This window comes from Pseudooceanicola onchidii (assembly GCF_004959925.1).
In the GTDB taxonomy this organism is placed as follows: domain Bacteria; phylum Pseudomonadota; class Alphaproteobacteria; order Rhodobacterales; family Rhodobacteraceae; genus Pseudooceanicola; species Pseudooceanicola onchidii.
The window spans coordinates 71,960-92,305 of the sequence record NZ_SPUW01000003.1 but is presented as its reverse complement, the minus strand read 5'-3'; the positions used below and the strand labels follow the sequence as shown (position 1 = coordinate 92,305).

Annotated in this window: 23 protein-coding genes; 3 read left to right on the top strand and 20 right to left on the bottom strand. The window is 63.7% G+C overall.

What is annotated here, in order from left to right; all coding sequences use genetic code 11:
• The first annotated feature begins 1 nt into the window (after nucleotide 1).
• The 3 genes from E4S58_RS13365 to E4S58_RS13355 all read left to right on the top strand — a co-directional run bounded on the left by E4S58_RS13365 (nucleotide 2) and on the right by E4S58_RS13355 (nucleotide 1,622).
• Nucleotides 2-658, top strand: coding sequence for a type 1 glutamine amidotransferase family protein (locus E4S58_RS13365; protein ID WP_136636940.1), 657 nt, complete (start codon nucleotides 2-4; stop codon nucleotides 656-658).
• A 19-nt stretch (nucleotides 659-677) separates the two neighbouring features.
• Nucleotides 678-1,190 carry a SixA phosphatase family protein gene (locus tag E4S58_RS13360; protein WP_136636939.1) on the top strand — a complete coding sequence of 171 codons (513 nt, stop codon included), beginning with the start codon at nucleotides 678-680 and terminating at the stop codon, nucleotides 1,188-1,190.
• A 102-nt stretch (nucleotides 1,191-1,292) separates the two neighbouring features.
• Complete coding sequence (locus E4S58_RS13355; RefSeq protein ID WP_136636938.1) at nucleotides 1,293-1,622, top strand: DMT family transporter; 330 nt, start codon at nucleotides 1,293-1,295, stop codon at nucleotides 1,620-1,622.
• Here the strand turns inward: E4S58_RS13355 and E4S58_RS13350 are convergent.
• The 20 genes from E4S58_RS13350 to rplO all read right to left on the bottom strand — a co-directional run bounded on the left by E4S58_RS13350 (nucleotide 1,619) and on the right by rplO (nucleotide 20,226).
• The gene (locus E4S58_RS13350) at nucleotides 1,619-2,497 is read right to left on the bottom strand and encodes a sulfotransferase domain-containing protein (protein WP_169052673.1); all 879 of its coding nucleotides are present in this window, start codon (nucleotides 2,495-2,497) and stop codon (nucleotides 1,619-1,621) included. The two genes, E4S58_RS13355 and E4S58_RS13350, sit on opposite strands and share 4 nt — an antisense overlap.
• 208 nt (nucleotides 2,498-2,705) lie before the next feature.
• The gene (locus tag E4S58_RS13345) at nucleotides 2,706-3,506 is read right to left on the bottom strand and encodes an amino acid ABC transporter ATP-binding protein (protein WP_136636936.1); all 801 of its coding nucleotides are present in this window, start codon (nucleotides 3,504-3,506) and stop codon (nucleotides 2,706-2,708) included.
• 12 nt (nucleotides 3,507-3,518) lie between these two features.
• Nucleotides 3,519-4,847: an amino acid ABC transporter permease gene (locus E4S58_RS13340; protein ID WP_136636935.1), complete on the bottom strand. Its 1,329-nt coding sequence runs from the start codon at nucleotides 4,845-4,847 to the stop codon at nucleotides 3,519-3,521.
• Between the two features lies 1 nt (nucleotide 4,848).
• Nucleotides 4,849-6,117, bottom strand: coding sequence for an amino acid ABC transporter permease (locus E4S58_RS13335; RefSeq protein ID WP_136636934.1), 1,269 nt, complete (start codon nucleotides 6,115-6,117; stop codon nucleotides 4,849-4,851).
• A gap of 134 nt (nucleotides 6,118-6,251) precedes the next feature.
• Nucleotides 6,252-7,271, bottom strand: coding sequence for an amino acid ABC transporter substrate-binding protein (locus tag E4S58_RS13330; RefSeq protein ID WP_136636933.1), 1,020 nt, complete (start codon nucleotides 7,269-7,271; stop codon nucleotides 6,252-6,254).
• Between the two features lie 280 nt (nucleotides 7,272-7,551).
• On the bottom strand, nucleotides 7,552-8,265 hold the full coding sequence (locus E4S58_RS13325) for an ATP12 family chaperone protein (protein WP_136636932.1): 714 nt from the start codon (nucleotides 8,263-8,265) through the stop codon (nucleotides 7,552-7,554).
• Nucleotides 8,262-8,927 (bottom strand): HAD-IA family hydrolase, encoded by a 666-nt coding sequence (locus E4S58_RS13320; RefSeq protein ID WP_136636931.1) that lies wholly within the window; start codon nucleotides 8,925-8,927, stop codon nucleotides 8,262-8,264. The genes E4S58_RS13325 and E4S58_RS13320 overlap by 4 nt, the downstream gene beginning before the upstream one ends.
• Entirely contained in the window at nucleotides 8,927-9,973 is a 1,047-nt protein-coding gene (locus tag E4S58_RS13315) for an RluA family pseudouridine synthase (protein WP_136636930.1), read from the bottom strand. The genes E4S58_RS13320 and E4S58_RS13315 overlap by 1 nt, the downstream gene beginning before the upstream one ends.
• Nucleotides 9,970-10,344 (bottom strand): fluoride efflux transporter CrcB, encoded by a 375-nt coding sequence (gene crcB, locus E4S58_RS13310; RefSeq protein WP_136636929.1) that lies wholly within the window; start codon nucleotides 10,342-10,344, stop codon nucleotides 9,970-9,972. The genes E4S58_RS13315 and crcB overlap by 4 nt, the downstream gene beginning before the upstream one ends.
• 111 nt (nucleotides 10,345-10,455) lie before the next feature.
• Complete coding sequence (locus tag E4S58_RS13305; protein ID WP_136636928.1) at nucleotides 10,456-11,763, bottom strand: replication-associated recombination protein A; 1,308 nt, start codon at nucleotides 11,761-11,763, stop codon at nucleotides 10,456-10,458.
• The gene (locus E4S58_RS13300) at nucleotides 11,763-13,160 is read right to left on the bottom strand and encodes a trypsin-like peptidase domain-containing protein (RefSeq protein ID WP_136636927.1); all 1,398 of its coding nucleotides are present in this window, start codon (nucleotides 13,158-13,160) and stop codon (nucleotides 11,763-11,765) included. The genes E4S58_RS13305 and E4S58_RS13300 overlap by 1 nt, the downstream gene beginning before the upstream one ends.
• Before the next feature lie 117 nt (nucleotides 13,161-13,277).
• Nucleotides 13,278-13,697 (bottom strand): 50S ribosomal protein L17, encoded by a 420-nt coding sequence (gene rplQ / locus E4S58_RS13295; RefSeq protein WP_136636926.1) that lies wholly within the window; start codon nucleotides 13,695-13,697, stop codon nucleotides 13,278-13,280.
• 251 nt (nucleotides 13,698-13,948) lie between these two features.
• Complete coding sequence (locus E4S58_RS13290) at nucleotides 13,949-14,965, bottom strand: DNA-directed RNA polymerase subunit alpha (RefSeq protein WP_136636925.1); 1,017 nt, start codon at nucleotides 14,963-14,965, stop codon at nucleotides 13,949-13,951.
• Nucleotides 14,966-15,077: 112 nt separating this feature from the next.
• Nucleotides 15,078-15,470: a 30S ribosomal protein S11 gene (gene rpsK / locus E4S58_RS13285; RefSeq protein WP_136636924.1), complete on the bottom strand. Its 393-nt coding sequence runs from the start codon at nucleotides 15,468-15,470 to the stop codon at nucleotides 15,078-15,080.
• 15 nt (nucleotides 15,471-15,485) lie between these two features.
• On the bottom strand, nucleotides 15,486-15,854 hold the full coding sequence (rpsM, locus tag E4S58_RS13280; protein ID WP_136636923.1) for a 30S ribosomal protein S13: 369 nt from the start codon (nucleotides 15,852-15,854) through the stop codon (nucleotides 15,486-15,488).
• 416 nt (nucleotides 15,855-16,270) lie between these two features.
• Nucleotides 16,271-16,648: a rhodanese-like domain-containing protein gene (locus E4S58_RS13275; RefSeq protein WP_136636922.1), complete on the bottom strand. Its 378-nt coding sequence runs from the start codon at nucleotides 16,646-16,648 to the stop codon at nucleotides 16,271-16,273.
• A gap of 11 nt (nucleotides 16,649-16,659) precedes the next feature.
• Nucleotides 16,660-17,562: an MBL fold metallo-hydrolase gene (locus E4S58_RS13270; RefSeq protein WP_136636921.1), complete on the bottom strand. Its 903-nt coding sequence runs from the start codon at nucleotides 17,560-17,562 to the stop codon at nucleotides 16,660-16,662.
• A 138-nt stretch (nucleotides 17,563-17,700) separates the two neighbouring features.
• Nucleotides 17,701-18,279 (bottom strand): adenylate kinase, encoded by a 579-nt coding sequence (locus E4S58_RS13265; protein WP_136636920.1) that lies wholly within the window; start codon nucleotides 18,277-18,279, stop codon nucleotides 17,701-17,703.
• On the bottom strand, nucleotides 18,276-19,646 hold the full coding sequence (gene secY, locus E4S58_RS13260) for a preprotein translocase subunit SecY (protein ID WP_136636919.1): 1,371 nt from the start codon (nucleotides 19,644-19,646) through the stop codon (nucleotides 18,276-18,278). The genes E4S58_RS13265 and secY overlap by 4 nt, the downstream gene beginning before the upstream one ends.
• A gap of 106 nt (nucleotides 19,647-19,752) precedes the next feature.
• A complete protein-coding gene (rplO, locus tag E4S58_RS13255; RefSeq protein WP_136636918.1) occupies nucleotides 19,753-20,226 on the bottom strand; it encodes a 50S ribosomal protein L15 in 474 nt (157 codons plus the stop codon).
• Nucleotides 20,227-20,346: the final 120 nt, after the last annotated feature.

The following is a 20,346-nucleotide window of genomic DNA, read 5'->3' as shown; positions in this document are numbered from 1 at the left end:
CATGACGCTGGAGGATCTGGAACAGCAGGCGCAGGCGCGTCTGCTGACCATCACCGCCGGTCTGGACCACACCGCCTGCGCGGCCCGGCAGGATCTGCCTGCCGGAACCCGCACACTGCTATTGCTATCCCCGCATGAACCCGCCTTCTGGCCCGGCTTCACCGCCGCGCCCGAAGCCACGGATGGTCAACCCGACGCCATGGACCGCTGGTCTCTCCGGGTGATCACCGACTGGGCGACGGCACTGGGTGCCACGCCGCTCTTTCCCTTCGGCGGCCCACCCTGGGCCCCCTTTGTCGACTGGGCACTGGCCTCGGGGCGGGTCCACAGCTCGCCTCTCGGCATGGTTGTTCATCCCGATGCCGGCCTCTTCCTGTCGTTCCGCGGCGCCCTTGCCCTGCGTGACCCCGTTGCGGTTCCGCCCCGTTGTCCACACCCGTGCAACAATTGCCCGGATCAACCCTGCCGCACCGCCTGCCCGGTCGACACATTTGCCTCGGGACTATACGACGTTCCGCAGTGCAGAAAACATCTTCGCTCGACCGAGGGTTTCGACTGCATGTCAAAGGGTTGCGCTGCACGTCGCGCTTGCCCTTACGGCAAGTCCTATGGCAGGATCGACGCGCATTCAGCCTATCATATGTCCTATTTTATATGAGCGAGAACGTTTCCGAAACATGGTCAAAAGACTGATCCTGCTGCGGCACGCCAAATCAAGCTGGGACGATCCCGCCCTTGCCGACCGCGACCGCCCCCTGAACAAGCGCGGCCGGAAATCGGCCAAGGCCATCGGCCAATGGTTGAACGATATCGGCGTGACCCCCGATGTCACCCTGTGTTCGGATGCAGCCCGCGCCCGTGAAACCTTTGACCGGACCGGGATTGGCGGCGATGTCCGCATCGTGCCCGAACTCTACATGGCGGACCCCGACACGATGCTGGGTGCCCTGCAGAAGGCCGAGGGCGCCTGCGTCATGCTGATCGGTCACAACCCGGGCATCGCGGCCTTCGCCAAGCGCCTGGTCACCCAGGCACCGCCCCATGGCCGGTTCGACGATTATCCGACCGGCGCGGCCCTGATCGTGGACATTCCCATGGATGACTGGCGGGCGGGGCACTTTGGCACCTCGCGGGTGGTGAACTTCATCACCCCGCGCGAACTGATCGGCAAAGACCGCGACGCAGGCTGAACGCGGCGGCAACGACGCTCATGCATCCGGCGCGACGTGACAGTCTGACACCGTGCTGATAGCCCTGCGGCACCCGCGTAACACGCATTGCCGGAGCGTCCCATGCCCTATCTCTATCTGACCATCGCCATCATCGGAGAGGTGATCGGCACCAGCTCTCTCAAGGCGGCCGAAGGCTTCACCCGCCTCTGGCCCTCGCTTCTGGTCGTGGCAGGATATGCCGTCGCCTTCTACTGCCTGTCCCTGACGCTCAAGCACCTGCCGATCGGCACGACCTATGCCATGTGGTCGGGCCTGGGTGTCGTTCTGGTGGCGCTGGTCGGCTGGCTGATCTTCGGACAGAAGGTCGACCTTTGGGGGGCGCTTGGCATGGGCCTGATCATCGCCGGAGTGGTGGTACTGAACTTTGTCTCGAAGACCGCGACCCACTAGGTGTCCGGCGATCCGTATTCCAGCCAGTCCCGTTCGCACGAACTGAGGCTGGCGTCCATGATCGCGTCATAGGCGTCCATCTCGGCCTCGGTCAGGCGTCCCTGCCACTGCCCGCTGCGGCCGCTGTTGAAGAACCCCTCGTCCGACTTGAAGAACCCCTTCCCGCCCGAGGGCGCGAAACGCTCGGCGTTCTGGCGCATGTTGTCGAACCGGGCGGCCGCAACCAGCTGCGCCATGACCGGCGCGGGGTGCGTCACCTGCAGAACCTCGGAAATCCTGTCGAAGGCCAGGGCAAGATCGCGGATCAGGTCGGCGTAGTGCACCAGCCAGACATTCGGGCGATCGGCCAGCGCGCGGGCCGCCTTGTAGTGTTGAATGATGTGGGCCAGCGGCATGGCATCGCAGTCCGCCCCGTCGGCGCTGCCGGCCAGGAACCGGGCAAAGGTGGTGCCGTCGACGTCGACCTCGGGATACCAGTCGTCGAACCATGGCACGGGGATGTTCCGCACGTGGTTCCGCATGGAAAAATGCGCATCCAGTGGGTGACGGAAGACGCAGATATAGGTCGCCTGATCGTCCAGCGGCAACCCGTCCATCGGCGTGTGACTTTTCATGCTGCGGCGATGCGTCATCCCGGTCAGCCGGTCCGAGACCTCGGCAAGGTCGCGCAACTTGATGTCGACCCAGGGCATCTGGATCGAGAATTCGGGCACGACCTGCGGATCCCCGCTCAGCAGCAGCGCGACGATGGTCTGCATCCAGGTCGTCCCGCTTTTCGGCGGGGACACGACGATCACATCGTCCGGCCGGATCGCCACGGCGTCCCAACGGGTGCTGTCGGTCAGGGTGCCAAGATAGATCTTGCGGTTCGTCATGACGGCGGCTCCTTCCTGCGTCAGCGACATGGGCCGACGGGCTGTCCCGGTTATGCCCCCGGACGGGCCCCGGTTTGGGTTAGGACAGAATTGGTCGAATGAGATCGGCGATCACACCGGATCGCAACCGCAAAATGTTGCAAAAGCAAAAGGGGCCGCCAATGGCAGCCCCTTGGTATCGTGTCCTGGCGCCAAGGCGCCGCCCCGGTCAGTGCCCCAGGATCTGGCTGAGGAACAGCTTGGTCCGTTCGCTCTTGGGGTTGTTGAAGAACTCTTCCGGTTCGTTCTGTTCGACGATCTGGCCCTGGTCCATGAAGATCACTCGGTTCGCGACCTGACGGGCAAAGCCCATCTCGTGCGTCACGCAAAGCATGGTCATGCCCTCTTCGGCCAGCTCGATCATGGTGTCGAGCACCTCTTTGATCATCTCGGGGTCAAGTGCCGAGGTCGGTTCGTCGAACAGCATGATCCGCGGCTTCATGCACAGCGACCGGGCGATCGCCACACGCTGCTGCTGGCCACCCGAAAGCTGGCCCGGGTACTTCAGCGCCTGGTCGGGGATCTTCACCTTCTCGAGGAAGTGCATCGCCGTGGCTTCGGCTTCCTTCTTGGGAACCTTGCGGACCCAGATCGGGGCCAGCGTGCAGTTTTCCAGGATCGTCAGATGCGGGAAGAGGTTGAAGTGCTGGAAGCACATGCCGACCTCGGACCGGATCTTGTCGATGTTCTTCAGGTCCGAGGTCAGTTCGGTCCCGTCGACGACGATCTTGCCCTGCTGGTGTTCCTCAAGCCGGTTGATGCAGCGGATCATCGTCGATTTGCCGGACCCCGAAGGCCCCGCGATGACGATCCGTTCGCCCCGGTTCACGGTCAGGTTGATGTCGCGCAGCACGTGGAAGGTCCCGTACCACTTGTTCATGTTGACGATTTCGATGGCGACCTCGTCAGAAACCTTCATCTGGCTCCGGTCGATTTCGCGGTCGGTGACGGCGGCTGATGTATCAGTCATGGATACGGCTCCTTAACGATGGTCGGTCTTGAGGCGGTTCTCCAGGTACATGGAGTAGCGCGACATGCCGAAGCAGAAGATGAAGAACAGCACGGCGATAAAGCCGTAAAGTTCCCAGACGATGCCGTTCCACGCCTGATCGGCGCGGATCGAGTTCGTAAGACCGAGCGGGTCGAGCAGGCCGATCACCGACACCAGCGTGGTGTCCTTGAACAGCCCGATGAAGGTGCTGACGATACCGGGGATCGAGATCTTGAGCGCCTGCGGCATGATGATCAGCCGCTGCGACTGCCAGTAGTCAAGCCCGAGGCTGTCCGCCCCTTCGTACTGACCCTTCGGCAACGCGGCCAGGCCACCCCGGATCACCTCGGCCATATAGGCCGACGCAAAGAGGGTCGCCATGATGATCACCCGCAGGATGATGTCAAAGCTCGTGCCCGGCGGCATGAAGATGTTCAGCAGGGTCGACGCCACGAAAAGCAGCGTGATCAGCGGAACGCCCCGGATGAACTCGATAAAGCCGACGCAGAGCGACTTGACGATCAGCAGGTCAGACCGGCGCCCCAGGGCCAGCACGATGCCAAGCGGCAGCGAACAGGCGATGGCGACGACGCCGATCGTGATCGACAGCATCATCCCGCCAAAGTCGCGCGACGGCACCGACTGGATCGCCAGCGGCAGGATCGAGGCCAGCGCATCCTGAACGGCGCCCGACACGAACAGCCACCAGGCCGCGGCCGCGAGGACCGAGACGATGATCGACGCCAGCTGGCCGATGACGCCCGACAGGTATTTGACCCCTGCGAACAGGATGACAAAGCCAAGAGCGGCACAGATCGGCGACCAGATGGTTCCGCCCCACAGAAGCCAGGGGAACAGGAACGGGTAGATCATGGTGAACATCAGAAGCCGACCCGGAACCTTGTCCGAGAACAGAACCGGCGCCAGCGCCACGAACAGCAGCACGAAGGCCAGGATCGGACGCCAGTAAAGGTCTGCGGGATAGAACCCGAAGAGAAGCTGGATCCAGCGTTCCCGGATCACGCCCCAGCACGCGCCAGAGGCCCCGTGTTCGCCGACACGCCCGGCAGCGACCAGGAATTCGCGGCATTCACCAAGCGACGTGGCATTCCACGTCGGGGACAGGAGCCAGGGGATCAACATCCACAGGAGCCATACGATGAAGACCGAACACAGGACGGTCACGATCGTGTTGAACGGCCCCGTGAACAGGTTGGTCTTGGACCACCCCAGGAAGCCGACCGTCGATGCCGGGGGCTCCTGCTGGGGCAGCATGGTGTCGCGGACGAAGGCGACGGTTTCTGCGTGGGTATCGCTCATGTCACCTCTCCACCAGTTTGACGCGGTTGTTGTACCAGTTCATCAGGGTCGAGATGGACAAGGAGATGATCAGGTAGACCAGCATGCCCAGAAGCAGCGTTTCCAGCTCTTTCCCGGTCTGGTTCAACGTGATGCCCATCAACGTGCCCGTCAGGTCCATGTAGCCCACGGCAATCGCCAGAGAGCTGTTCTTGGTCAGGTTCAGGTACTGCGAGATCAGCGGCGGGATGATCACCCGCATCGCCTGCGGCAGGATGACAAGGCTCATGATCCGGTTGGACCGCAGGCCAAGCGCCGCGGCGGCTTCGGTCTGCCCCTTGGAAATGGCCAGAATGCCCGCACGCACGTTTTCGGCGATGAAGGCGGCCGTATACAGCGACAGGGCCAGCCACAACGCGATCAGCGAGTTCCGAAGATAGGTACCGCCCGAGAAGTTGAAGCCCTTCAGTTCGGGATAGCCCAGGTGGAAACCCAGGGCGACAAGCACGACAAGCAGCGGCACGACAAGGATGCCGAGCGTCAGGTACCAGGTCTTGGGTCGGACGCCGGTCTTTTCCTGCTGCGCATCCGCACGGGTCCGGACGGCCCGGATACCGAAGATGCTGGCGATCAGGACGGCAAGGATCAGAACCAGGTCCAGGCTGATGTCAAAGCGGATGGGGCTGTTCCCGAACAGATGCACATCGCCCAGGCTGCGCGAGAAGAGCGCCTCGGGGACATAGACGCCCCGGTTGGTGACTGCGACACTGTCGAACAGGTTCATCGTGGCCGCCGGGTCCTCGCCGCGGAAATCGCGCGGGGCAGGCAGCGTTTCGATCAGGATCGCCATGCTGAACACGATCCAAAGAAGAACCGGGACGTTCCGGAACATCTCGACGTAGACAGCCGTCAACTTGGCGATCAGCCAGTTGGGCGACAGGCGAAGCACACCGATGATCACACCGATGACGGTTGCGGTGATGCAGCCCAGCACGGCCACCAGCAGCGTGTTCAGCAGACCCACGAAGGATGCGCGGAAGTGCGAGTGCTGGTTGTTGTAGTCGATCAGGGTCTGGTTGATGTCATAACCGGCAGGGTTGGCCAGAAAGCCGAAGCTGACCGTCTTGCCACTGGTGGCAAGGTTCTGCGCTGTGTTGTTCACCAGGAAGCCCACGAGCAGCATGAAGCCGATCAGCGCCACCACCTGGATCGTCATCGACCGGTAGCGGGTGTCGTAGATCAGCATCGATAGCTTGAAGGACTCCGCCGGCGGATCCGATATCGTCGTCATTGATAATCCCCGTTCTCCGGCCTGTTCTTCTGATGCGTCTGATGCGCCGAGGGCCGGTGATTGTGCCGCCGGGGTTCTCCCGGTGGCAGAAGTGAGAAGGGCGCGGGATTGTCCCGCGCCCTCCCCCGATGGTTTTACCGGAACGGCGGTGCGTAGAGCAGACCACCGTTGGTCCACTGTGCGTTCAGGCCGCGCGCCAGGCCGATCGGCGTGGATTCACCGATGGTCGAGTCGAAGACTTCGCCGTAGTTGCCGACGGACGCGATGATGTTCTTGGCCCAACCAGCGTCGAGGCCCAGCATCTCGCCAAGGTTGCCCTCGGTGCCCAGCAGACGGTTGACTTCCGGGTTGTCACCGGCAGCCGACGCCATTTCTTCAACGTTTGCCGAGGTCACGCCGTACTCTTCGGCGGCAACCATCGCGTTGAAGGACCAGCGGACGATGTCAGCCCATTCGCTGTCGCCGTGGCGAACCAGCGGACCGAGCGGCTCTTTCGAGATGATCTCGGGAAGGATGACGTGATCGCTCGGCGTCTCGAAGGTCGAACGGCTGGCCGCGAGGCCCGATGCGTCCGTGGTGTAGGTGTCGCAGGCACCGGCAAGGTACTGCTGCTGCGCTTCGGCGTTGGTTTCGATCGGAACCGGCTCGTAGCTGATGTTGTTGATGCGGAAGAAGTCCGCCAGGTTCAGCTCGGTGGTGGTGCCGGTCTGGATGCAGACCGTCGCGCCGTCCAGTTCTTTCGCCGAGGACACGCCCAGTGCCTTCGGAGCGATGAAGCCCTGACCGTCGTAGTAGTTCACGCCGACGAATTCGAACTTCAGGTCGACATCGCGCGAGAAGGTCCAGGTGGTGTTCCGGGCCAGCATGTCGATTTCGCCGGACGCCAGAGCGGTGAAACGGGTCTTGCCGGTCGTCGGCACGAATTCGACGGCTTTCGGGTCACCGAAGATAGCCGCAGCAACTGCGCGGCAGACGGAGACGTCGAAGCCGGCCCATTCACCGTTTGCATCAGGCGCAGCGAAACCGGGGACGCCGGTCGCGACGCCGCAGTTCAGCTTGCCGCGCGCTTTGACATCGTCCAGCGTTGCAGCGGCAGCTGCACCAGCGGCAAGACCTGCAACGGTCAGAGCGCCGAGAAATACGGTTTTTTTCATTTTAACCTCTTCCTGTTGTCCGCCCGTGAGTGCGGGCGGTTCTTTCGATGCCGCAGGGGCACCGGTGAGACAACTGTCGGGTATCCTCCCTTCAGCATGGCCCAAGTTTGGTCGGATTCATTCCGAACGGTCAAGCGGAACATAAGGAAATCCGAACGATCGGGCGCTGACTTAGAGTCATTTGACGCCGAAATTGCCCCCAATCAGGGACAACATTCGGCATCGCATTGAAACATAGGTAGATTTGCCCATATCCGATCGGATAGGCGGACCGTTAGCGTCAGACAATCCGGGCCGAATCGTAGAACCGCTTGGCATCAAGGAAGGATCCACGCTTCACCGCTTCGGCCTCGGCCGCTTCCTCGTCCACGCCCCATTGTTCCGCCTGCCAGGTCTCGTCGATGCGCGACAGCGCCCAGAGATCTTCGATCGGCTGCGCATCCCGCGTGGCGGCCAGACCCAGCACCAGGGATCCGGAAATGCTGACAAGATCGTGAAATCCGGCCAGCTGGAATTCGGACATGCCGTGCACCTCGTCCCGCAACCGCGACAGGGCATCGGGGGATTGGGCGACATGCATCACCCCCGCCCAGACTGACAGGCGCGCGCCATAGGTATCTTCCAGCCAGTCCAGCAGCGGATCCCAGCCCTCGGCCTGACGGGCCACCAGTTCCTCGGGACCGTCCGCGCGATAGCACAGCAGGTCGCTGTCGCCGTAGGCCGCCAGCATGTCCGCGACTTCGGCGTGCTGAAGACGCACCTTGTCGATCGCCGCATTGGCCCCGCGCGTCACCGGCATGGTCATCGGGTCGACCTTGTCGGCCTGCGCGTCCCATTCTGCGGCAATCGCATCAGCCAGCGCGCGGGTTGGCACGATCAGCGGCGCCTTCGCAGGCGTCTTTACCGGACGGCCATCCAGCGCAACGCCGAAGCCTTCGGCCTCGTCACGCACTTCGGTGATTTTCCAGAACCTTTTTGGCGCCCATTCGGTCATGCGGATGCTCCTGTCGCGCGGGTGATGGCGGAAAGCAGATCACCGGCCGAGCCCACGATCTCGCGTGCGCCGGTCAGCGCGGCGGGCGCGTGATAGCCCCAGCCCACACCGATGAACCCGACGCCAGCCGCCGCCGCCATCTCCATGTCATAGGTCGTGTCGCCGATCATGACCGCCTGCGTGGCCTCCATGCCGGTCTCAGTCAGCGCGGCGTGCAGCATCGACGGATGCGGTTTCGACGGATGATCGTCGGCGACCTGCAGGCTGACGAAGGTCTTCTGCCAGCCGTGATTGTCCAGAAGCGCCAGCAGCCCGCGCCGGGACTTGCCCGTCGCGATGGCCAGCAGCGTCTCGTCCTCGGCAGCCAGTTGGTCGATCACCTCGCGGATGCCGGGATAAAGCGGGCTGGAGGTCGCCCCGTTCTGGACCCGCAACCGCTGGTAGGAGGCCTTGTAGTCTTCGACCATCCGGTCCCACTGCCCCTCGGCCTCGGGTGCCAGCTGCGCCATGGCACGGGGCAGTGACAGCCCGACGATGCCCAGGATCGCCGCGCGCGGCGGTACTGGCAGGCTGGATGCCTCGAAAGCCGCCGTCATCGAGGCGACGATATCCCCCTGGCTGTCGACCAGCGTGCCGTCGACGTCGAAGATCACCAACCGCATCAGCGCAGCGCCTCGAACGGATCGTCGGCGGCGATGTCTTCGGCCCAGCCGAGCGTTTCCCAGCTGTGCGCCATGTGGTCGGGCAGCGGCGCATCAACCGTGATCGGCTTTTTCGTCACCGGGTGCAGGAAGGTCATCGACCGCGCATGCAGGTGCAGTTTTTTCGAGATCACGCCGCCCAGCTGCGCGCCCCAGCCGTCGCCCAGGTTTTCCTGACCCGACCCGCCGTATTTGCCGTCGCCGATGATCGGATGCCCGATCTCGGCCATATGCGCCCGAAGCTGGTGCGTCCGGCCCGTCAGCGGCTCCATCGCGACCCAAGAGGCACGCGAGGCGACGCGGTAGAGCGTCGCGTAAAGCGTATGCGCGCGCTTGGCGCCTTCGGTGCGGGCGACCTCTGCGGGGTGGATGGCGATCATCTTTTCGCCCTCGCCCGACTTGCCATGCCCCGGGGCCTTGACCAGCCCGAAGCGGATTTCGCCCAGGTAGGGCGTCGGCACCCCGGCGACGAGCGCCCAGTAGATCTTGCGCGTCTCGCGGTGCCGCAGCGCCGCCGTCAGCCCCTGCGCGGCCTCACGCGTGCGGGCCAGCATGAGGACACCCGAGGTGTCCTTGTCCAGACGGTGCACCAGCCGGGGCTTTTCGTCATAGCCGAACTTCAGCGCCTCGGAGAGCCCGTCGATGTGGCGGGTCTGCTTGCTGCCGCCCTGCGTCGGAAGACCGGCAGGCTTGTTGATCGCGATGATGTGGTCGTCGCGGTAGATCACGCAGTCCTGCATCATCTGCGCATCCGCATCCGTGACCTCGGCCTTGGGTTTCGGCTTGGGCGCGGTTTCGGCGGCGGGGATCGGCGGCACGCGCACGACCATGCCTTCCTCGAGCCGGTGGTTCGATTTCACCCGCCCCTTGTCGACCCGCAGATCGCCCTTGCGGCACATCTTTTCGATCCGGCCCTGCGTCACCTGCGGGAAGATCCGCCGCAGCCAGCGATCCAGCCGCTGGCCCGCGTCCTCGGCCCCGATGGTCAGCATCTGCACACCGCTCATGTCATTGCCCTCGCAATCAAAAGTCCCGCGACCAGCGCCGCCAGCGACAGCGCCACCGACAGCGCCACATACGTCACAGCCTGACCCGTCGCCCCGCGTTCCCACAGCGTCACCGCATCCAGCGAAAAGGCCGAAAAGGTGGTGAACCCACCCAGGAGCCCGGTCATCAGCAGCGGTGCGAACCTGTTGGCCGACAGATGCCCCAGCACCACGACCAGCACGCCCATGGCGAACGATCCGATCACGTTGACCGCCATCGTGCCAAAGGGAAACCCCGGCCCCATGAGGCGCAGCGCCCCGAGCCCCACGAGGTACCGCCCGGAGGCCCCGACGGCCCCGCCGAGGGCCACGTATATCAGGTTCTGGATCATGGCGCGGTCATGGCCCCTGCCCCGGTCGGAGTCAATGCGGGCCAGCGGCGGAAGGGGGCGCTGCCCCCGCCCTTCGGGCCCCCCCGGAGTATTTTCGGGAAGGTGAAGGGATCAGTCGGACTGGCGCTTCTGGCGCAGCTTGTCGAAATACTCGACCCGTTTTTTCAGGTCGCGTTCGAACCCGCGTTCGACCGGCTGGTAAAGACCGGGCCGCGCGACGCCGTCGGGGAAGTAGTTCTGGCCCGAAAAGGCATCTTCGGCGTCGTGGTCATAGTTGTAGCCCGACCCGTAGCCCAGATCCTTCATCATGCTGGTCGGCGCATTCAGGATATGCGCGGGCGGCATGGCGCTTCCGGTCTTCTTGGCCAGGTTCATCGCGCCCTTGTAGGCCACGTAGTTGGCATTCGATTTCGGCGCGAGGGCAAGGTAGATCACCGCCTGGCTCAGCGCCAACTCCCCTTCGGGCGAGCCGAGGCGTTCGTAGGTGTTCCAGCTGTCAAGGCAAACCGACTGGGCCTGCGGATCGGCCAGTCCGATGTCTTCGACCGCCATGCGGACAAGGCGGCGTGCCAGGAACCGCGGATCTTCGCCCCCCGCCAGCATCCGCGCGAACCAGTAGAGGGCTGCGTCGGGGTCGGAACCGCGCACCGATTTATGCAGCGCGGAGATGAGGTTGTAGTGCTCTTCGCCATTCTTGTCGTATTTCGCGGCGCGGCGCATCAACCGGGCCGACAGGGCGTCGCGGTCCAGCGGCTGCGCGACCTTCCAGGCGGCGACCTGTTCGACGAGGTTCAGAAGCGCCCGGCCATCGCCATCCGCCATGTCCTTGAGCGCCCCGCGCGCCTCTGCATCCAGCGGCAGGCTGCGCTCCAGTACCGCTTCGGCGCGCTCGAGCAGATGTTCCATATCCTCGGGCCCAAGCCGTTCCAGCACCAGCACCTGCGATCGGGACAGAAGTGCGGCGTTCAGCTCGAACGAGGGGTTTTCGGTGGTGGCGCCGACCAGCAGGATCGTGCCGTCCTCCATGTGCGGCAGGAAGCCGTCCTGCTGTGCCTTGTTGAAGCGGTGGATCTCGTCCACGAACAGCAGCGTGCCCTGCCCGACGCGGCGGCGCTGGCGGGCGGCCTCGAACACCTTTTTCAGGTCCGCCACGCCCGAAAAGATCGCCGAGATCTGTACGAATTCAAGATCCGTCTCATCCGCCAGAAGCCGTGCGATGGTGGTCTTGCCCACCCCCGGCGGCCCCCAGAGGATCAGCGATGACAGGCTGCCCGAGGACAGCATCACGCCAAGCGGCGCATCCTCGCCCAGCACCTGCCGCTGGCCGATGACCTCGGACAGGGTGGCAGGGCGCAGGCGATCGGCCAGCGGACGGGGGGCGGCGCCTTCGGATCCGGGTGTGTCGAACAGATCCGCCATCAGAGCCGCAGCCGCAGAACCATCTGCCGCCCCTGTCGCAGCAACGTCAGGTCCAGCCGTCGGGGCGCAGACATCAGCGCGCCCTCCAGCGCCTCGCCACGATCGACGGTGACGCCGTTGACCTGCTGGATCACGTCGCCCACCAGAAGGCCGACGCGCAGCCCGACCGGGCCGGGGTCGGTGACGATCACGCCCGTCACCTCGGTCGGCAGGCCGCGTTCGGCGGCGACCGCGGGGTTGACGGTTTCCAGCTGCAGCCCCGGCAGGGCACTGTCAGCCGAGGTGCGCAAGGGGTTGCGCGGCGGATCTTCGGGGGCGCCGACAAGGGCCACCGTGACCTCGCGCAGGCGACCGTCGCGGACATAGCCGATCCGGGCCTTGGCATCGAGGCCCGCCACCGACATGCGATAGATCATCTCAGGCGGGGTGTTCACCGGCTGGCCATCGACCTCGCGGATGACATCGCCGACCTCGATCCCGGCCTTGGCAAAGGGGCTTTCGGGATGCAGATGCGCCACGATCACGCCCCCCGGCACCGCCAACCCGAGCGTTTCGGCCATGGCGGCGTCGACCTCCTGTCCGGCCATGCCGGCCCAGGGCCGCACGAAGCGCGTGTTGCCCTGCCGCGCCTGGTCGACGAACAGCGCCACCAGCGCCGCCGGGATGGCAAAGCCGATGCCGTTGGAGCCGCCCGACCGCGACAGGATCGAGGTGTTCACGCCGATCAGGTCCCCGTTCATGTCAACGAGCGCCCCGCCGGAGTTGCCGGGATTGATCGGCGCATCGGTCTGCACGAAATAGCCGCGCCCGTTGCCAAGCGCCGCGCCGGACCGGGCCAGCCCCGACACGATCCCGGAACTGACCGTCTGCCCGACGCCGAAGGGGTTGCCGATGGCCAGCACCAGTTCGCCCACCTCGACATCATCGCTGTCGCGCAGTCGCAGGTGGGCCATGTCGTCGGGCGCGTCGTTCAGTTGCAGGATCGCCAGATCGCTTTCGGCATCCGCCAGCAGCACCCGCGCGGTGAATTCGCGGCGGTCGGTCAGCACCACGCGGATGTCGTCGGCCTGCCCCACCACGTGGTAGTTGGACACGACGATCCCGTCGTCTGACAGCACCACGCCCGAGCCGAGCGAATTCTGGACCTGCGGCCGCGCCTGCCCGAAGTTCTGGAAGAAATCGCGAAAGAACGGGTCATCCGCGAAGGGCGACTGCCGCGTGGTCACGACGCGCTTGGCATAGATGTTGACCACCGCCGGGGTCGCTGCCTTGACGACAGGCGCAAAGCTGAGCGCGATCTCGCCCCGGCTGCGCGGCACGAGGCTTTCGGCCAGTGCGGGGGCAAGGGGCGCAACGACCAGCGTGGCGGCGAGGGCGGCAAGAGCGATCCGTGTCATCACGCGAAGATATGCGGAGCGTCCGGGCAAAACGCAAGGACCGCACTGATGACTGCTGACATGAAAAAGGCCCCTGCCGTGGGACAGGGGCCTTTCGAAACATCGTGAAGCGGGGGATTACTCCTCGCCGGCTTCCTCGGCTGCGAGGCGGGCCTTGTCGCCTGCGCCTTTCGCGTCGACATCGCGGTCGACGAATTCGATGATCGCCATCGGCGCCATGTCACCATAGCGGAAACCGGCTTTCATGATGCGAATGTAACCGCCGGGACGGTCGGCATAGCGCGGGGCCAGCACGTCGAACAGTTTGACCACGGAAGCATCCAGCTTCAGGCGCGAGGCCAGAACGCGGCGGGAATGCAGGTCACCCTTCTTCGCCATGGTGATCATCTTTTCGACGATCGGGCGCAGTTCTTTTGCCTTGGGCAGGGTGGTTTTGATCTGCTCATGTTCGATGAGCGAGTCGGCCATGTTCGAGAACAGCGCCTTGCGGTGTTCGTGGGTACGGTTGAGGCGGCGGTAGCCTTTTGCGTGACGCATTGGTGTATCTCCAATCAGGTGCCCTCTACGGGCGGTTTTGCTTTGTCTGGCCGGGGATGCGTGTCACCGGCTCTCCTTGGGGTGAGCGCCTTGCGTCAGCAAAACGCGGTACCCGGAAGATGTCCGCCTAAGGCAAACATCCAAAGGGGCGGATGTGGCGGGGTGACCCCCGCCCTACCCTGTGTCCGGTGCGGCGGGATAAACCCACACGACCCGATGTCCGTAGGGCGGGGCTCACCCCGCCGCCACGATCAGAACTGGTCTTCGAACTTCTTCGCCAGATCTTCGATATTGTCCGGCGGCCAGTCCTCGACATCCATGCCAAGGTGCAGACCCATGCCCGACAGAACCTCTTTGATCTCGTTCAGCGACTTGCGGCCGAAGTTCGGGGTGCGCAGCATCTCGGCTTCGGTCTTCTGGATCAGGTCGCCGATATAGACGATGTTGTCGTTCTTCAGGCAGTTTGCCGAACGGACCGACAGCTCGAGCTCGTCGACCTTCTTCAGCAGCAGCGGGTTGAACTCCAGCCCGTCGTCGTCGTCCTGGCGGGACGCCGATTCCGGCTCGTCGAAGTTGACGAAGATCGACAGCTGGTCCTGCAGGATGCGCGCGGCGTAGGCCACGGCGTCGTCCGGCGTGACCGACCCGTCGGTTTCAATCTTCATGGTCAGCTTGTCGTAATCCAGCACCTGGCCCTCACGGGTCGGCTGCACGTCATACGACACCTTCTTGATCGGCGAATAGATCGCATCGATCGGAATCAGGCCAATCGGCGCGTCTTCCGGCTTGTTCTTGTCCGCGGGGACATAGCCCTTGCCGGTGTTGACCGTCAGTTCCATGAACAGCGACGCACCTTCGTCGAGGTGGCAGATCACGTGATCCTTGTTCAGAACCTCGATGCCCGCGCTCTCGGAGATCTCCGCAGCCGTGACGGCACCCGGGCCCTTGGCATTGATCGACAGGCGCTTGGGCCCTTCGACGTCCATGCGCAGGGAAACGCCCTTGAGGTTCAGGACCACGTCGGTCACGTCCTCGCGGACACCCGCAATCGAGGAGAATTCGTGCAGCACGTTGTCGATCTGCACGGAGGTGATGGCAGCCCCTTGCAGCGACGACATCAGAACGCGGCGCAGCGCGTTGCCAAGCGTCAGACCGAAGCCGCGTTCCAGCGGTTCGGCAACGACGGTGGCCTGACGCGACGGGTCGAAGCCCGGCTTCACGTCAAGCTGCGTCGGCTTGATCAGTTCTGCCCAGTTTTTATGGATCATGTACGTCCCTCCATGCTCGTCTCGTCCCCATGTCCCTAAGGACGAAACACCCGAGGTTAAAATGACGACAGGAGGCCGCGAGTCTCGCGGCCTCCTCTAACCTTGTCTGGTATCAGACGCGGCGACGCTTCGGCGGGCGGCAGCCGTTGTGCGCGATCGGGGTCACATCACGGATCGAGGTGATGTTGAAACCGACGGCAGCCAGGGCGCGCAGCGCGGATTCACGACCCGAACCGGGGCCCTGAACTTCGACTTCCAGCGTCTTCACACCGTGTTCCTGCGCCTTCTTGCCTGCGTCTTCGGCAGCCATCTGGGCAGCATAGGGGGTCGACTTGCGCGAACCCTTGAAGCCCATGGTCCCGGCCGAGGACCAGGAAATGGCGTTGCCCTGAACGTCAGAGATCAGGATCTTGGTGTTGTTGAAGCTGGAGTTCACATGTGCGACGCCAGCTGCGATGTTCTTGGAGACCTTTTTCTTGCCCCCACGACGGGTATCACGTGCCATATCGGTGGACCTCCCTTACTTCTTCTTGCCGGCAATGGCCTTTGCGGGGCCTTTGCGGGTACGAGCGTTGGTGTGCGTCCGCTGACCGCGAACAGGGAGACCGCGACGATGGCGCAGGCCGCGATAGCAGCCAAGGTCCATCAGGCGCTTGATATTCATCTGCGTTTCACGACGCAGGTCGCCTTCAACGGTGAAGTTCGCGTCGATGTGCTCGCGGATGGCGAGAACTTCGGCGTCGGACAGTTCGTTGACGCGGCGAGTCAGGTCGATGTTGACGGCTTCGCAGATCTCTTTTGCGGAGGCCGGGCCAATACCGGTGATATAGGTGAGGGCGATCGGAACCCGCTTTGCAGTCGGGATGTTAACGCCGGCAATACGTGCCAATGGGTATCTTCCTTTTGTTGCGAGCCCGTAGTCCCAGGCCCTTTTTTCACAACACGCCGATCATGGTCGAAACCGGATCAGTGGGTCATATTCACATAACACGAAGAAGGGCCGGAATCGGCCCTACGTTCGAGATAGCGCGTGGTATGAGTGTTTGCCCCCCGGGTCAACCCCCGAATGCGCAATTGCGCAGGGCACTGCTCGGCCCCCTGCCCTGCCCCCGGGCAAAGGCCCGCGTGTCAGGGAAAGCGCCAAGCTGATCTAGCGTCTTCGCGGGCCGTGTCGGGCCCTCATTTCACTATCAGATCAGATTTGCCATCCCTCTGCCAGCCCGATCGCACCACACCGGCAAAGCCATGCCTCAATCGGCAGGCGCATGCCTAAATCGACAGGAGGGTACCTGTGACTCGGAACGATCAGCCCGCGACGCCCTTGGGGGCCCCGGTCGCCATGTCGGTGCCGATATAGGGCTGCTTTGCCTCTTTCCACTTGCCGAAGCCGCCCTGCAGATGGGCGATCTTGTCGGCCCCTGCCGCCAGCGTCTTTTCGGCCATCTTGCCCGACCGCATCGAGGATCCGCAGTACAGAATGATCCGCTTGCCCTCCTGCGAAGGCAGCGCGGCCGGGTCGAAGAAGGCCATCGGGAACAGCAGTGCGCCCTCGATATGTTCGAACATGTATTCCTGCGGGGTGCGGACATCGATCAGCACGATCTCCCCTGCCCGCTTGGCGGCCGCGACCTCTTCCGGGGTCCAGACCTCGATATCGCCTGCGTCGGATGTCTGAATGTCCATTGGCGTGCTCCTCAGAACTTGTTGGCCGGTATCTTGAAATAGCTCTGCCCGTCCGCCTCGGGCGCGGGCAGCCTGCCGCCGCGCAAGTTCACCTGCAAGGCATGCAGCATCTGGGTCGGCAAAGACAGCGTCGCATCCCGCTTGTCGCGCAGGGCGCGGAACTCGGCCTCGGTCACGTCGCCGCCGACATGCGGGTTGTTGGCCTTGTGGTCGGCGACCGTGGCTTCCCATGCGGGATCATCCCGATCCCCGACGGGCGGGTAGTCATGGCCAACGAACAATCGCGTCTCGGCCGGCAGCGCCAGGATCGCCTGAAGCGAATGCCACAGGTCTTCGGACGAACCGCCGGGAAAATCCGCCCGTGCCGTGCCGCTGTCCACATGCATGAAGGTGTCGTGCACGAAGGCCGCGCCCCCGATGACATAGGTGATCGATCCAAGCGTATGGCCGGGCGACAGCATCACCCGCACGTCCAGATTGCCCAGCTTGAAGGTCTCGCCTTCGGTGAAAAGCCGGTCGAAATCGGCTTTCGGGTCGAAGGCGTCGGGCAGATGATAGATCTTGCGCCAGAGCGCGGCGATGTCCTCGACCATCTCGCCGATCCCGGTCGGCGCGCCTGTCTGATCCTTCAGCCAGGCCGAGGCCATCAGGTGATCGGCGTGGGGATGCGTGTCCAGCACCCAGGCCACGGTCAGCCCCTCGGCCTTCACGAAATCCAGGATCTCCTGCGCACTGTCATGAGAGGTCGCCGCCGCCTTGGGGTCGAAATCCTGCACCACGTCGATCAGGGCGCACTGCCGGGTCGCCTCGTCGATGACGAGGTACTGGATGCTGCCGGTGACCTTTTCATAGAACCCGACAACCCGTGGGCTACCCGCGCCGGTCGAGCCACTGTCGCGTCGAAACATCGTCATGAGACTTCTCCTTTAGGCAAACATATATCGCTTTATGAATGCATCAAGAGGCCACGCGCCGATCCCGTCCCGAAAACGAAAATCCCCGCCGACACCAGGGGTGCGGCGGGGATCGTGGATTTCAGGTTTTCGAACCTGTCAGGCGTCAAGCAGGGCCGCGATCGAGGCACTGACGACCGGAACTTCCTGAAGGCCGTCAACACGCTTGAGCTTTTGCTTCGCGTGGTAGTAGCCCAGAAGCGGCGAGGTCTTCTTGTAGTATTCCATCAGACGGATCTTCAGGCTTTCCTCATTGTCGTCCGCGCGCACCGGCTGCCCTGCAGCGGCGGCTTCTTTCGCACGGTTGACGATCCGGTCGACCAGGATCTCGTCCCGGACCCGCAATTCGATCGCGGCGTCCAGCGACATGCCCATCTCGTCCAGCAGCGCCTCAAGCGCGTCGGCCTGGGCCAGCGTCCGGGGGAAGCCGTCGAAGATGAAGCCGCCCTTGGCGTCGCCTTCCAGCTTCTCACGGATCAGGCCGATGACGATTTCGTCCGTGACCAGTTCACCGCGATCCATCACGGCGGCGACCTTCTGGCCCATTTCGGTGCCCGAAGTCCGCGCCTCGCGAAGCATGTCGCCGGTGGAAAGCTGGATCATGTCCCGCTCTGCGACCAGTTTCGCGGCCTGAGTGCCCTTGCCGGCGCCCGGCGGTCCAAGAAGAATAATGTTCATCGGCGTGCTGCCCCCCTCCGTTTGCTGCGTCTGCTCCCCTTGCCACGCAGCTGAGATTTTTCAATCAGACCTTCGTACTGGTGCGCCAGAAGATGCGACTGCGCCTGCTGGATCGTATCCATGGTCACCGACACGACGATCAGCACCGAGGTACCGCCAAAGTAGAAGGGAATGGCCAGCTGGCTGCGCAGGATCTCGGGAAGGAGACACACAGCCGCAAGGTAGGCCGACCCCAGCACGAGGATCCGGTTTGCCACGTACTCAAGGTACTCGGCGGTTTTCTTGCCCGGACGAATGCCCGGCACAAAGCCGTTCTGGTTCTTCAGGTTGTCCGCCACGTCGTCGGGCTTGAACGCCACGTTGAACGTGTAGAAATACGCGAAGAAGACGATCATGCCCGTGAAGAACAGCAGGTAAAGCGGCTGTCCGGGCCCAAAGTAGGCCAGCAGCGTCGACATGATCGGCGAGGTCGAATTGCCCGAGAAGGTCGAGATCGTGACCGGCAGCAGCAGAAGCGAGCTGGCGAAGATCGCCGGAATCACGCCCGCCGGGTTGACCTTGATCGGCAGGTGCGACGACCCGCCGTCATAGACCTTCATGCCGACCTGGCGGCGCGGATACTGGATGTGGATCTTGCGCAATGCGCGTTCCATGAAGACCACGAAGGCAATCGTCGCGATCACCATCACGATCACACCGACGATCACGGCGGGCGAAATCGCACCGGACCGGCCCGAGGCGAAGAACTGCGCCAGCGCCGCGGGCAGTTCCGCGATGATGCCGACGAAGATGATCAGAGAGATGCCGTTGCCCAGGCCCCGTGCGGTGATCTGTTCGCCCAGCCACATCAGGAACATGGTGCCCCCGATCAGCGTGGTCATGCAGGTCGCGACGAAGAACCAGTACGGAATGTCGGCCTGAACCAGGTCACCCGATTGCAGCGATACGGCCAGGCCGTAGGACTGAAGCGTCGCCAGGAACACGGTGCCGTAGCGCGTGTACTGGTTCATCTTCTTGCGGCCCTGTTCGCCTTCCTTCTTCATCTGTTCCAGCGCGGGCACCATGGAGCCCAGCAGCTGAACGATGATCGAGGCCGAGATGTAGGGCATGATGCCCAGGGCGAAGATGCCCATGCGGCCAAGCGCGCCACCGGTGAACATCGACAGGATGCCGCCGATCCCCTGCCCCGCGCCTTCCATGAAGTTGCGCAGCGCCGCGCCGTCGATGCCCGGAACCGGGATCCACGTGCCCAGGCGGTACACGATCAGAAGCACGATGGTGAAAAGGATGCGGTTGCGCAGGTCGGTCGCTTTGCCGAGCGCGGCCCAGCTCGTGTTGGCCGCCATCTGTTCTGCTGCGGATACCATGCGGGTCTCTCTTTCAGACAAACGCCGCCGGACCGGTCTTCCGGCACGGCGGCGCTATTGGAAAACTCGTGGATATGTAAGCGGCGCTGACGCCGCCCACAACCACTTACTCGGCTGCTGCTTCCACAGCCGCGACCTTGAGCGACCCGCCGGCCTTCTCGACAGCCTCGATGGCTGCTTTGGAGGCACCGGTCACTTCGATGGTCACCTTCGTGCCCAGCTCGCCCTTGGCGAGGACACGAACACCGTCCAGCTTGCGGCGAACGGCACCGGACGCGACAAGCGTGTCTTCGGTGATGTTGGCGGCGTCAAGCTTGCCGGATTCGATGTACTTGGCGATGATGCCCAGGTTGATCACGGCGAACTGCTTGCGGTTCGGCTTGTTGAAGCCGCGCTTGGGCAGACGCTGGTAGAGCGGCATCTGGCCGCCCTCGTAACCCTTGATGGCCACGCCCGAACGGGATTTCTGACCCTTGATACCACGGCCACCCATCTTGCCCTTGCCAGAGCCGGGGCCACGGCCAACGCGCATCCGCTTTTTGGTTGCGCCGGGATTGTCACGAAGTTCGTGCAGTTTCATATCGCTTCTCCTTGGCCGGAACACCCTCCCGGAAGCGATATGGAGGGGACACGGCATTAACGGTTGTCATGAATCGGGCCAGGGACTCACATCCCGGGCCACCGGGGGCGTATAGGCCCT

Coding starts and splice junctions, on each gene's coding strand:
- E4S58_RS13330 (WP_136636933.1), bottom strand. CDS start 7,271: ATGAAAAAAACCGTATTTCTCGGCGCTCTGACCGTTGCAGGTCTTGCC.
- E4S58_RS13345 (WP_136636936.1), bottom strand. CDS start 3,506: ATGACTGATACATCAGCCGCCGTCACCGACCGCGAAATCGACCGGAGC.
- E4S58_RS13275 (WP_136636922.1), bottom strand. CDS start 16,648: ATGGACATTCAGACATCCGACGCAGGCGATATCGAGGTCTGGACCCCG.
- E4S58_RS13320 (WP_136636931.1), bottom strand. CDS start 8,927: ATGCGGTTGGTGATCTTCGACGTCGACGGCACGCTGGTCGACAGCCAG.
- E4S58_RS13300 (WP_136636927.1), bottom strand. CDS start 13,160: ATGACACGGATCGCTCTTGCCGCCCTCGCCGCCACGCTGGTCGTTGCG.
- rplQ (WP_136636926.1), bottom strand. CDS start 13,697: ATGCGTCACGCAAAAGGCTACCGCCGCCTCAACCGTACCCACGAACAC.
- E4S58_RS13325 (WP_136636932.1), bottom strand. CDS start 8,265: ATGACCGAATGGGCGCCAAAAAGGTTCTGGAAAATCACCGAAGTGCGT.
- E4S58_RS13270 (WP_136636921.1), bottom strand. CDS start 17,562: ATGACGATGTTTCGACGCGACAGTGGCTCGACCGGCGCGGGTAGCCCA.
- E4S58_RS13305 (WP_136636928.1), bottom strand. CDS start 11,763: ATGGCGGATCTGTTCGACACACCCGGATCCGAAGGCGCCGCCCCCCGT.
- E4S58_RS13335 (WP_136636934.1), bottom strand. CDS start 6,117: ATGACGACGATATCGGATCCGCCGGCGGAGTCCTTCAAGCTATCGATG.
- crcB (WP_136636929.1), bottom strand. CDS start 10,344: ATGATCCAGAACCTGATATACGTGGCCCTCGGCGGGGCCGTCGGGGCC.
- E4S58_RS13265 (WP_136636920.1), bottom strand. CDS start 18,279: ATGAACATTATTCTTCTTGGACCGCCGGGCGCCGGCAAGGGCACTCAG.
- E4S58_RS13315 (WP_136636930.1), bottom strand. CDS start 9,973: ATGAGCGGTGTGCAGATGCTGACCATCGGGGCCGAGGACGCGGGCCAG.
- E4S58_RS13340 (WP_136636935.1), bottom strand. CDS start 4,847: ATGAGCGATACCCACGCAGAAACCGTCGCCTTCGTCCGCGACACCATG.
- secY (WP_136636919.1), bottom strand. CDS start 19,646: ATGGTATCCGCAGCAGAACAGATGGCGGCCAACACGAGCTGGGCCGCG.
- E4S58_RS13355 (WP_136636938.1), top strand. CDS start 1,293: ATGCCCTATCTCTATCTGACCATCGCCATCATCGGAGAGGTGATCGGC.
- rplO (WP_136636918.1), bottom strand. CDS start 20,226: ATGAAACTGCACGAACTTCGTGACAATCCCGGCGCAACCAAAAAGCGG.
- E4S58_RS13350 (WP_169052673.1), bottom strand. CDS start 2,497: ATGACGAACCGCAAGATCTATCTTGGCACCCTGACCGACAGCACCCGT.
- E4S58_RS13360 (WP_136636939.1), top strand. CDS start 678: ATGGTCAAAAGACTGATCCTGCTGCGGCACGCCAAATCAAGCTGGGAC.
- E4S58_RS13365 (WP_136636940.1), top strand. CDS start 2: ATGACGCTGGAGGATCTGGAACAGCAGGCGCAGGCGCGTCTGCTGACC.
- E4S58_RS13290 (WP_136636925.1), bottom strand. CDS start 14,965: ATGATCCATAAAAACTGGGCAGAACTGATCAAGCCGACGCAGCTTGAC.
- rpsK (WP_136636924.1), bottom strand. CDS start 15,470: ATGGCACGTGATACCCGTCGTGGGGGCAAGAAAAAGGTCTCCAAGAAC.